This window comes from Nocardia sp. NPDC004722 (genome assembly GCF_053601505.1).
The window spans coordinates 1-11,591 of record NZ_JBSGBY010000244.1; the positions used below are offsets into that span (position 1 = coordinate 1).

9 protein-coding genes and 2 pseudogenes are annotated in these 11,591 nt (G+C 70.7%); 9 read left to right on the top strand and 2 right to left on the bottom strand.

The genetic code is table 11. The annotated features are described in order from the left end of the window. From ACWELQ_RS23160 to ACWELQ_RS23180, 5 genes and pseudogenes are all read left to right on the top strand, one after another. Positions 1–98, top strand: a pseudogene (locus ACWELQ_RS23160) (GNAT family N-acetyltransferase); the annotation flags it as partial. Next, complete coding sequence (locus tag ACWELQ_RS23165) at positions 95–1,708, top strand: phytoene desaturase family protein (protein ID WP_452399134.1); 1,614 nt, start codon at positions 95–97, stop codon at positions 1,706–1,708. The pseudogene ACWELQ_RS23160 and the gene ACWELQ_RS23165, both read left to right, overlap by 4 nt. After that, the gene (locus tag ACWELQ_RS23170; protein WP_452399135.1) at positions 1,705–2,550 is read left to right on the top strand and encodes a carotenoid biosynthesis protein; all 846 of its coding nucleotides are present in this window, start codon (positions 1,705–1,707) and stop codon (positions 2,548–2,550) included. Before ACWELQ_RS23165 ends, ACWELQ_RS23170 begins: the two co-directional genes overlap by 4 nt. Positions 2,551–2,610: 60 nt before the next feature. Continuing rightward, positions 2,611–3,327 (top strand): LppM family (lipo)protein, encoded by a 717-nt coding sequence (locus ACWELQ_RS23175; RefSeq protein ID WP_452399136.1) that lies wholly within the window; start codon positions 2,611–2,613, stop codon positions 3,325–3,327. Between the two features lie 22 nt (positions 3,328–3,349). After that, entirely contained in the window at positions 3,350–4,498 is a 1,149-nt protein-coding gene (locus ACWELQ_RS23180; protein WP_452399137.1) for a glycosyltransferase, read from the top strand. A gap of 29 nt (positions 4,499–4,527) precedes the next feature. Here ACWELQ_RS23180 and ACWELQ_RS23185 read toward each other — a convergent pair whose 3' ends face one another. Together ACWELQ_RS23185 and ACWELQ_RS23190 are read right to left on the bottom strand one after the other, a co-directional pair. Continuing rightward, a complete protein-coding gene (locus ACWELQ_RS23185; RefSeq protein ID WP_452399138.1) occupies positions 4,528–5,385 on the bottom strand; it encodes a hypothetical protein in 858 nt (285 codons plus the stop codon). A 70-nt stretch (positions 5,386–5,455) separates the two neighbouring features. Beyond that, positions 5,456–6,454 carry a methylenetetrahydrofolate reductase gene (locus ACWELQ_RS23190; protein WP_452399139.1) on the bottom strand — a complete coding sequence of 333 codons (999 nt, stop codon included), beginning with the start codon at positions 6,452–6,454 and terminating at the stop codon, positions 5,456–5,458. Positions 6,455–6,621: 167 nt separating this feature from the next. Here ACWELQ_RS23190 and ACWELQ_RS23195 point away from each other — a divergent pair, with 167 nt between their 5' ends. The 4 genes and pseudogenes from ACWELQ_RS23195 to ACWELQ_RS23210 all read left to right on the top strand — a co-directional run. Continuing rightward, positions 6,622–7,782 carry a polyprenyl synthetase family protein gene (locus ACWELQ_RS23195; protein ID WP_452399140.1) on the top strand — a complete coding sequence of 387 codons (1,161 nt, stop codon included), beginning with the start codon at positions 6,622–6,624 and terminating at the stop codon, positions 7,780–7,782. A gap of 17 nt (positions 7,783–7,799) precedes the next feature. Continuing rightward, a complete protein-coding gene (gene crtI / locus ACWELQ_RS23200) occupies positions 7,800–9,413 on the top strand; it encodes a phytoene desaturase family protein (protein WP_452399141.1) in 1,614 nt (537 codons plus the stop codon). Between the two features lie 165 nt (positions 9,414–9,578). Beyond that, positions 9,579–9,827: pseudogene (locus ACWELQ_RS23205) on the top strand (alpha-(1->6)-mannopyranosyltransferase A); the annotation flags it as partial. A gap of 222 nt (positions 9,828–10,049) precedes the next feature. After that, positions 10,050–11,591, top strand: a 1,542-nt coding sequence (locus tag ACWELQ_RS23210; protein ID WP_452399142.1) for a molybdopterin dinucleotide binding domain-containing protein, incomplete at its 3' end; no start/stop codon positions are given.

Consider the following 11,591-nt stretch of genomic DNA (forward strand, 5'->3'; position numbering starts at 1 on the left):
TGTACCGGCGGCAGGGCTTCGGGGATGTGGTGCGGCACTTCATCTTCTCCGGCGACACCCGCCGCTTCGCGGTGCTCGGGCGGCGGCTGCCGCTGTGAGCGGGGGTGAGGGTTCCCGGAGCATCGCGATCGTCGGCTCCGGGCACAACGCGCTGGTCGCGGCCTGCTATCTGGCGCGGGCCGGGCATCGGGTCGAGGTGCTCGAGCGGGATACCGTGCTGGGCGGGGCGGTTTCGACCGTCGAACGATTCCCCGGGCACCTGGTCGATCGCGGGTCCTCGGCGCACATCATGATCAGGCACACCGGGATCATCGAGGAGTTGAAGCTCGAGCGGTTCGGGCTGCGCTACATCGATTGCGATCCTTGGGCTTTCGCGCCCGCGCCGCCGGGCAGCGACCTGCCGCCGATCGTGTTCCATCGGGATCTGGACAAGACCTGCGCGTCCATCGCCGCGGCCTGCGGGCAGCGCGACGCGGAGGCGTACCTGCGGTTCGCGACCGTGTGGGGTCCGCGCAGCGTGCGGGTGATGCGGGCGTTCTCGGGGACGCCGACCGGCGGGCATCTGCTGAAGTCGTTCTGGGGCATGGATCCCCGTGAGGCCGCCGGGGCGACCGGGCGCGCCAGCGGCGGCGCGCTGTCGCGGGAGATGATGCAGAGCGGAGACGCGCTGCTGGACAGCCTTTTCGACAGTGAGCGGCTCAAGGCGGCGCTGGCCTGGTTCGGCGCGCAGTCCGGGCCGCCGATGTCGGAGCCCGGGTCCGCGCCGATGGTCGGATTCGCGGCGCTCATGCACATCCTGCCGCCCGGTCGCGCGGTCGGCGGCAGTGGCGCGTTGAGCCGGGCGCTGGTGGCGCGGCTGGAATCCGACGGTGGCGTGGTGAGTGCCGGGGACGCAGTGGTTTCCGTCGCCCGCAACGGGGACCGCTGGCAGGTGCGTACCGAGAACGGTCGGAATATCGTCGCGGATACCGTGATCGCGGGCTGCCACATCCTCACCACCCTGAACCTGTTGGAGCAGGGCGGATTCGACGCCGCCGTGCTCGCCGACTGGCGGCGGCGCATCCGGGTGGGTCCGGGCATCGGCATGGTGGTGCGCGCCGCCACCACCGCACTCCCCCGCTATCCGGGCGCGGAAGCCGCCGAATCCGCCCATGGCCTGCAACTTCTCGTCACCGACCGCCGGGAACTGCGCCGCGCGCACGGGGCCGCCCTGGCCGGCGACCTCCCGCCGCGCCCGGTCGTGCTGGCCATGAGTTTCAGCGCCCTCGATCCGAGTCTCGCGCCCGCGGGCGAACACCAGCTCACCCTGTGGTCGCAATGGCACCCCTACGAGCTGGCCGACGGCACGAAATGGCCTGAGCACGCCGACCGCGAGGCCGACCGCATCATCGCCGAACTCGACGCCCACGCACCAGGTTTCGCCGCCACCGTCACCCAGCGCCACATCCAAACCCCCGCCGACCTGGAACGCGAGATGGGCCTCCTCGGCGGCAACGTGATGCACGTCGAAATGTCCATCGACCAGATGTTCATGTGGCGCCCCCTCCCCGAACTAGCCAACCAACGCGTCCCCGGCGCACCGGGCCTCTACCTGACCGGCGCCTCCACCCACCCGGGTGGAGGCGTCTCGGGCGCGAGCGGCCGCAGCGCCGCCCGGCTGGTGGAACAGGATCTCCGCCCTCGTCGATTCTCGTTCCTGCGCAGATGAGCTCGACGATGTCGCGGGCCACGACGGTCGCGGCCGTGCCCGCGATTCTGCTGGTGCTGGTGCAGATCATGTATCCGCTGGCGCAGGGAGCGGGGCGGGATCGGGTGACGGTGGCCGTCGTGTTGCTTTCGGCGGGGACCGCTTTGGTGCATGCCGCGGTGACGCGCGGGGTGCGGTGGGCCGTGGGGTTGCTGGTGATCTTGTCGGGGGTGGGGCTCGTCGCCGAGGCGATCGGGACGGCGACGGGGTTTCCGTTCGGTTGCTATGAGTACGCGAGTGGGCGGTTGGGGCCCGAGGTTTTCGGGGTGCCGTTGGTGGTGCCGTTGGCGTGGACCGGTGGGTTGTACCCGGTGTGGATTGTCGCGGGGATGCTGAGTAATGCGGCGGTGGAGCATGTTTCGCCGATTGTCGGGCGGATTTCGCCGGGGGCGGCGCGGGTTGTGCTGACTGCGGTCGGGGCGGTGGGGTGGGATCTGTTTCTGGATCCGCAGATGGTGGCCGACGGGCAGTGGGAGTGGCGCTCGAACGTTGCGGGGTTGCCGGGGCTGGGGCAGATTCCGGTCACCAACTACGTCGGCTGGTTCCTGGTGGCGCTGGTGATGGCGGGGTTGCTGGGGTGGTGGGATCGGGCGGCTGCGGATGGTGGTGGGGCGCGGGTGGTTCCGGTGGGGGTGTTCTTGTGGACGTGGCTGGGGTCGGCGTTGGCGCATGCGGTGTTTCTCGGGCTGCCGGTGTCGGCGGGGTATGGGTTTCTGGGGCTCGGGGTGCTGGGGTTTCCGCTGGTTCGGGAGCTGGGTGCCCGTCGAATCACCCTGCGGGCCGGGGCGCATGGCACGATGTGAGCCGTGCAGCCGAGTCCGAACGAGTCGACAACAGCGGAAACGCCAGTGCAAGGCCAGCAGATGCCGCGACGGCGGCCGCGCGGATGGATGCGGCTGCTGGCCGTGGTCCTGTTCGCGAGCCTGCCCTTACTGCTGACCGGATGCCTGCGGGTGCAGGTGTCGATGGGCGTGTCCTCCAACGACCGGGTCTCCGGCCAGATCATCGCCGCCGCCGTGCCGCAGAACGACAAGGACAAGGGCCCGCAGCTCAAGGCCCCCGACGGCCTGCAGAGCAAGGTGCGGGTCGACTCGTACGCGCGCGACGGATACGTCGGCAGCCAGGTGTACTTCGACGACCTGACCTTCGGCGAGGTGCAGCAGCTCGGCAGCATGTCGGATCAGACCTCCGGCATGTTCAATCTGACCTTCAGCCGCACCGGCGACCTGGTCACCCTGTCCGGCCGCGTCGATCTGAAAAGCCTGCCGCCGCAGGGCTCCGACGTGCAGATGACCGTCGCCTTCCCGGCCCGCGTGGCCACCACCAACGGCAACCGCGACAACGATTCCCAGGTGTCGTGGAAGCTGCCCGCCGGTGAGGTCAGCACGCTGCGCGCGGAAGTCGGCTACGCCGACCCGAATACGCGCTCCTTCGCCGGTTGGGCGGGCATCGTCGGCGGCATCACCCTCGCCGTGGCCGCGGTGGTCGCGGTGCTGGCGTACATGACCCGGAACCCGGATCCGCCGGCCTACGTGCGCGCCGCCCGCTGGCTGCGCCGAGATCGCACGAAGGTCCGATGACTCGCACGGCGAGAGCGGTCCGATGATTCGCGCGGCGAGGACGGTGACGGCCGGAACTGTCCTCGGCAGCAGTATCGCCGTCCTCGGCGCGGTCACCGCCCTCGCGAACCGCGTCGGTGTGCGGCGGCTGCGACCGGTCGACCGGGTGATCACCGAACCGGTCACCGTCCTGATCCCGGCCCGCGACGAGGCCGAACGCCTGCCCGCCCTGATCGCCGATCTCCGTGCCCAGCAGGGCATCTCCGATCTCGGCGTGGTCATCCTCGACGACGGCTCCACCGACGGCACCGAGGCGGCCGCGCTGGCCGCCATCGGCGACGACGACCGATTCTTCCTGTCCCGCAACGATATCGACCCCGCGCCGGGCTGGACCGGCAAGACCGCCGCGTGCGCCCGCCTGGCCGCCCTCGCCTCCGGCGACGATGTGCTGATCTTCCTCGACGCCGACGTGCGGCTGGCTTCCGGCGCGCTGGCCGCGGCGGTGCACGAATTGCGCCGCACGGGAGCCGCCTTGGTCTGCCCGTGGCCCCGGCAGCTGGCCGTCTCCCCCGCCGAACGCCTTGTGCAGCCGCTGCTGGGCTGGTCGTGGGCCTCGACGCTGCCGGTCGCGCTGGCCAATCGGACCCGGCGGCCGTCGATGAGCGTGGCCTGCGGGCAGTTCCTGGTGTTCGACGCCGCCGCGTATCGCGCGATCGGCGGGCATGCCGCGGTGGCGGGCGCCGTGACCGAGGATCTGGCCATCGCCCGGGTGCTGCGCCGCGCGGGACGGCCCACCGCGCTGGTCGCGGCCGGGCCGCTCGCCGAAACCCGCATGTACCGGGGCGCTTCCGAACTCACCGAGGGCTATACCCGCTGGCTGTGGTCGGCCTACGGCGGGCGGGCCGGGAGTATCGCGGTCGGTTCGATTGCGGCGCTGGCATTCTGGGCGCCGCCGCTGGCCGCGCTGGGCGGGCGGGGACGGCTACGGCGGATCGGGCTGCTGGGTTACGGCGCGGCCGTCACCGGCCGCCTGCTGGCCCGCTCGACGGAGACCGGCACTCGCCCCGAACCCGCGGATGTGCTTGCGGCGCTGGCGCATCCGCTTTCCGTCGCCGCTTACCTCGCCCTTTGCGCCCGCTCCCATCGCGCGCACCGGGCAGGCGCCCTGCGTTGGAAAGGCCGTCCCCTCTGACATCTCGTCGGTGACTTCGGGACTGCTCGTCAGGGCACCGCGGTCAGACCGACAGTGGGCAGGAACAGGCAGGTGCTCGCACCGTTGCGGACCGTGCCGAACATGGCCGCCAGCACCGTGCCCGAGCCCGTCGTGACCGGGACGGCGCGCACACCGCCGATCGGGAGGGCGGCGGTGAAGTAGTCGCGCACGGCCTGTTCGACCATGGGGCGCAGTTCGTTCGGGACCTGGGGCGGGATCATGGCATTGAGCACCTGGCTGATCGGGCCCATCGGGACCAGGCCGCCGCGGCCGGTGCTGAGGTTGACCCAGGCCACCTGCATGCCGCCGGTGTCGGCGCTGTCGGGGGCGATGCCGTAGGGGACGAACGCGAACATGGCCTGGCCCGCCTTCACGGCCGAAAGGTCCAGGCCGGGAATGGAAACCGCGTAGCGCGGCCACGGGCCGGGGACGGTCCCGGCGACCGCGGGGGCCAGGCCGAGGGTGGTGCCGCCCAGGCAGAACGGCGAGGCGGTCGGGAACAGGAACGGCTGGATGCCCAAGGCTTGCAGCCCGTCGACGGTTTGACCGTAGGCCGACAACCAATCCGACGGCGCGGCGGCCTCTCCCCTGCCGGGAGCGGCGGCGTCACTCCTGCCGGGAGCGGCGGCATCCCCCTTGCCGGGGGCGGCATTGCGATCCGCGCCGAGGATCGCGGCCATGGCGGTCGCGGCGTCCGCGGTGAGCGTGACGGCCGAATCGGTGCCCGGCGGTGGCGCGGGTGCCGCGACGGCGGGCCCCGCCAGGGTTGCCGGACCGGTTGCCGCGAGGACGGCGCAGGCACCGAATGCGCCTGCGACACGGACGAGGTGGTGGATCACGGGCATGGTGGCTCCCCTCGAGGTCACGAGTCGAGGGGGACGCTACTCCGCTGACCAGCCGAAACCGGACATTCGTTCCGGCAAGTCGGTCAGGCGATCAGGCGTGGGCGGGCGCCGGGGACATGGTGTAGCCCAGGTTCGCCAGCACTTCGCCGGTGGCCTTGGCGAAATTCAGGGTGATGAAATGCAGGCAGGGCGCGCCCTCGGCGATGAGCCGTTCGCCGATCTCGGTGGCGATCTCGATGCCGACCTCACGGACGGCCGCCCGATTCTCCTCCGGGCCGTCCCCGGCGGCCTTGCGCAGCCGCTCCATCACCGACTTCGGCAGTTCGCGGCCGGACAGTTCCACCGCGCGCTCCACGGTGCGCAGCGAGGTGATCGGCATCAACTCCGGGATGATCGGCTTCGCGCCGTCGATCGGATCACAGGCCAGGGCCCGATCCCGCAGGCGCAGATAGTGCTCCGGGTCGAAGAACATCTGGGTGATCGAATACTCCGCGCCCGCACGCAGTTTCGACACCAGGAAGCGGGTGTCGTCCTCCAGGTTGTCCGAACGCGGGTGGCCCTGCGGGAACGAGGCCACGCCCACATGGAAGTCGCCCAGGTCACGCACCATGCGCACCAGATCCTCGGCGTATTCGACGCCCTCGGGATGGCGGACCCACTCCCCCAGCACATCGCCCGGCGGATCACCGCGCAGCACCAGCAGATTGCGGATGCCCGAGTCGGCGTACGCGCCGACGATCGAGCGCAGCTCGGCGACCGAGTGATCGACGGCGGTCAGGTGCGCGACCGTGAGCAGGGTGGTTTCGCGCGCCAGCTGACCGGTGACCCGGATGGTGCGGTCGCGGGTGGAACCGCCCGCACCATAGGTCATGGACACGAACGCCGGATGCAGCCGCTCGAATTCGCGGGCGGCACGCCACAGCCGCGCCTCGCCGGCGGCGTCACGTGGCGGATTGAACTCGACCGAGAAGGGGATGGACCCGTCGGGACGCGGGCCCAGCTGCTGGACCACGGAGCGAGTTCCGGACACGTGAGGCGTGCGGGAAACTCGGCCAGGGGTCGAATATCCCCGTACATTGTCGAAACTCACGCGGACATTTTACGGGGCGCGACCAGGGCCCGGACCCCGACCTGCGGCTATCCCAGCAGGTGAGACCCGAACGCGCGGTGCGGGTACCCCGCAGCGAACCGGCTCGGCGGTATGACCGATGCCCGGGGGCGGGCGGGAGCTGGGTATTGTCGGGGCGAACCCCGCGCGTGGACCTGAGGCGACTGCGCCACCCCGCGGCACTCACCAAGGAGGCTCCTCTGTCCGCCGGACCCGGTACCCCCACCCGCCGACAGGTCGGCGCGCCTTCGCTGGTCACCGCCGTGGAGGACCGTCTCACCGCCTTCTTCCGGACCCGCGGCCCGATCGTCGAACCGCTCGGCCCGGTGTTCGTGGACGCGGCGGCAGCGCTGGAGGACTTCGTGATCCGCGGCGGCAAGCGCACCCGGCCGTCCTTCGCGTGGACCGGCTGGCTGGGCGCGGGCCGCGACGCCGACGATCCGGACGCCGACGCGGTACTCACCGCCTGCTCGGCGCTGGAGCTGGTGCAGGCGTGCGCCCTCATCCACGACGACATCATCGACTCCTCCCGCACCCGGCGCGGGTTCCCCACCGTGCACGTGGATTACGAACAGCGGCACCGGGATCAGCGCTGGACGGGTGACGCCGACCACTACGGGGTCAGCGTCGCCATCCTGATCGGCGACCTCGCACTGGCCTGGGCCGACGATATGACCCGCGACGCGGGACTGCCCGCCGACGCCGCCGCCCGCTTCGCCCCGGTGTGGGCGGCCATGCGCACCGAGGTGCTGGGCGGGCAGCTGCTCGACATCCACGGCGAGTCCGCCGGGGACGAGACCGTCGAGGCCGCGCTGCGCATCAACCGGTACAAGACCGCGGCCTACACCATCGAACGACCGCTGCACATGGGCGCCGCGCTGGCCGGGGCCGGACCCGAACTGATCGCCGCCTACCGGGAATTCGGCACCGACATCGGCATCGCCTTCCAGCTGCGCGACGACCTGCTCGGTGTCTTCGGCGACCCGGCCGTCACCGGCAAACCGTCGGGCGACGACCTGCGCGAAGGCAAACGCACCGTCCTCATCGCCGAAGCCCTGGCGCGCGCCGACATCGCCGCCCCTCCTGTCGCGGACCTCATCCGCTCCAGCCTGGGCACCGACGTCACCCCGGAGCGGGTCGCCGAATTGCGCACGGCCCTCACCGATCTCGGCGCGGTCGACGCGGTGGAAAAGCGCATCAGCGCTCTGACCGACCAGGCGCTGACGGCCCTCGACTCCAGCACCGCGACCCCGGACGCGAAACGCCAACTGCGCGCCATGGCCCTCGCCGCCACCGCCCGCACCTACTGACCACGGGCAGGAATGGCATGAAAACCGTTGCGGAAGCGACCGATCGGGTCGTCGTCATCGGCGCGGGACTATCCGGGTTGGCCGCGGCCTTGCATTTGGTCGCGGCCGGGCGGCAGGTGACGGTGCTCGAGCGGGACGAACGGCCCGGGGGTCGGGTGGGGTCCTATCAGGGGCCGGATTATGAGATCGATTCCGGGGCAACGATTCTGACGGTGCCCGAACTGATCGACGAGGTGCTCGGGGTGGTCGGGCAGACTCGGGAGTCGGTGGGGTTGCGGATTCTCGAGATGGCTCCGGCGTATCGGGCACGGTTCGCGGACGGGTCCGTGATCGGGGTTTACTCCGATGAAGAGGCGATGACGCAGGAGTTGGAGCACAAGCGCGGGCTCGAGACGGCGCTGCGGTATCGGCGACTACGCGGCTGGCTGCGCGGGGTGTACGACGCCGAGTTCCGGCCGTTCATGGACACCAACTTCGATACGCCGCTGGACATGGTCCGCATTCCCGACAAGCGGGTCGCGCTGGCGAAACTGGTGCGGCTGGGCGCGTTCGGGCGGCTGGGGCCGAAAGTCGGGCGGATCATGCGGGATTCGCAGGTCGCGCGGCTGTTCAGTTTTCAGGCGCTGTTCGCGGGGACGGCACCGAACCAGGCGCTCGGCGTCTACGGGGCCATTCCCTACATGGATACCTGCCTGGGCGTGTACTACCCGGAAGGCGGCATGCGGGCCATCGCCGCCGCTCTCGGTAAAGCGCTCACGGCCGCGGGCGGCACCCTCGAGCTGGGGGCCGAGGTGATCGGCATCGACTATCGCGGCCGCCGAGCCGAAGCCGTGCGGACCGCCGACGGTCGCGTCTTCGACTGCGACGCCGTCGTGGTGACCGCCGACATCGGCTCGCTGCCGCGCTTCGGCCTGCGGCATCGACGCGGACTGCGGGCCTCGCCGTCCGCGGTGGTGGCGCACGGCACCATTCCGGCGGAGGTGACTCGGAACTGGCCGGTGCGGGCGCATCACACCATCGACTTCGGGCGGGAATGGGACCGGACCTTCGCCGAGATCGCGGCCCGGCCCGGCCGCGGGGCGCTGATGAGCGACCCGTCGCTGCTGCTCACCCGCCCGGCGCTGACCGACCCGAACCTCTATATCGAGCGACCCGAACAGCACATCGACGAGGCCGGGCACCTGCGCGAGACGCTGCGCTACGAACCGCTCTCGCTGCTGGCCCCCTGCCCGAACCTGGCCGCCGCACCCCTCGCCTGGGACGAACTCACCCCCTGCTACCTGCGCGAACTCCTGCACACCCTGGAAGAGCGCGGCTACCAAGGGATTTCGGAGCACTTCCGGATCGACCACGTCGACACCCCGCGCACCTGGCGGGCCAAGGGCATGCTCGCCGGGACGCCGTTCTCCGCCGCGCACCTGTTCCGCCAGACCGGCCCCTTCCGCACCCGAAACCTGGTGCGGGCGCGCGCGAATGTCGTTCTCGCGGGATCGGGCACGGTGCCCGGCGTCGGCGTGCCGACCGTCCTGTTATCAGGCAAACTGGCAGCCGCGCGCCTCACCGGTGAGGTGCGACATGCCAGTAACGGATCACGTGACACCGGGGCGGTGGCATCGGTGCGCAAGCACTAGACTGACCCGCGTCCACAATCCTTACGCGGCTGCCGCCGCCGACCTTTCCGGGGGGAACGACCGCCTATGCCGACCCCCGATACGGACGCCGTCCTCGCTCCGGACACCGCGCAGCACACACCGGCCGCGCGGGCCGCAGTCGACGGTCCCGCATCGCACGGCTGGATGAGCAATGCCGCCGACTTCGTGCGCGGCCCGGCCGGACACTCGGCCACGCTCGGATTCTTCGGTGCGCTACTGATCACCTTCGGCGGTTTCGGCGCGGGCAGCGTGCGACGCAACGACCCGCTACTCGAGGCCATGCACCTGTCGTGGCTGCGCTTCGGACACGGACTGGTGCTGTCCTCGGTGTTCGTCTGGATCGGCGTCATCGCCATGATCACCGCGTGGGTGCGGTTGGGGCGCATCGTCCTCGCCACGCTCTACGCCCTGACCGGCTCCTTCGACGCCCCGGGCGGCAATGTCGTGCTGCCGAGCCCGGCGTCCAACCCGATCGCCGATCGCGCACAGCTGCTGCCTCCGGAGCAGGCCGCCAAGACTCTCGGGCTGGGCCGCCGCCCGCTCGGACCACCCGCTCAGGGCTGGATCACGGCCCGCGAGCTGTCCCGGGCCGTGCTGGACCACGACCCGTACCGGGTGCGCGCACTGGTCGGATTCGGATCCAATCTGCTTCTTTCCCAACCGGATTCGGCCCGCACCGCCGAGGCATTGCGAGCCCTGGAATTCCAGGTGCACATCGACCTGTTCGACAATCCCACCGCCGCCTACGCCGATATCGTCCTGCCCGCCGGCAGCGCCTGGGAGCGGGAGGCGCTGCGAATCGGCTTCGAGGTCGATCATCGCGCCCAGCAGCACGTGCAATTGCGCCCGCGCGTGGTGGATCCCGTCGGGCTGTGCCGTTCCGACACCGAGATCGTCTTCGACCTGGCGACCCGAATGGGCATGGGCGAGTTGTTCTTCGACGGCGATATCGAGGCGGGCTGGAATCACCAGCTGCGACCCCGCGGTCTGACGGTCGCCGACCTGCGCGCCCGGCCCGGCGGCGTCACCGTCGAGCTGCCGCGCCACCACCGCAAGTACCGCACGACCGGATTCGCCACTCCGACCCGGCGGGTCGAACTCTACAGCGAACAGCTTGCCGCACACGGCTACTCGCCGGTGCCGTGCTTTCACCCTCCCGTCGCGCCCACGCCTGCCTTCCCATTGGTGTTGACCTGCGCGAAGAACGGTTATTTCGTGCACAGCCAGCATCGCCAGATCAGCGCGCTGCGTCGCCGCTCCCCCGACCCGCGCATCGATCTGAGCCCGGCGGCCGCCGCCGAACGCGGCATCACCGACGGGCAGTGGGTGCGCGTGCGGACCCGCAACGGCGGTGTGCGACTGCGCGCCCGCCTCGACGAGAGCCTGCATCCCGGCGTCGTGATCGCCGAATACGGTTGGTGGCAGGCCGATCCCGACCTCGGTCTGGCCGGTCACGATCCGCTCTCCGCGGACGGCAGCAATGTCAACCTGCTCGTCGACGACGAGGACATCGACCCGATCTCCGGCTCGATCCCGTTGCGCTCGTTCACCTGTCAGGTCAGCGCCGAACCCGCCGAGCAGTCCTGGCAGGGCACCCGTACCTTCCTCGTCGCGTCCGCCGAGACGGTCGGCCGCGATGTCCGCGCGCTGCGACTGGTACCGGCCGACGGGGGTCCGATGCCCGATTACCTTGCGGGACAACACCTCACCGTGCGGACGACGCTCCCGGGCAGCGAGCAACCCACCGAACGACGCTACTCACTGATCGGCCCGGAGCGACAGGCCGACCGCGACGGCTACCGACTAGCCGTCCGCCGGATACCGCAGGGCCGCTTCTCCGGCTACGTCCACGACACCCTGGAAGTGCTGGATCGGGTCGAGATCAGCGCCCCCGCAGGACAATTCGTCATTCCGGCCGACCTCGACAATCCGGTCGTCATGCTGGCGGGCGGAATCGGCATCACGCCGTTCCTGTCCTACCTGGAGACCGTCGCCGCCACCGGCACCACCGCGCCCGCGCTGGTCTTGCATTACGGTGTCGCCAACTCCGCCGACCACCCGTTCCGCGAGCGGTTGCGTTTACACCACTGCGTCGGCCGACCCCTGTCAGCTTGCCCTGACACTGATACACGAGATCCAGCACAGCAAGCTAAATCT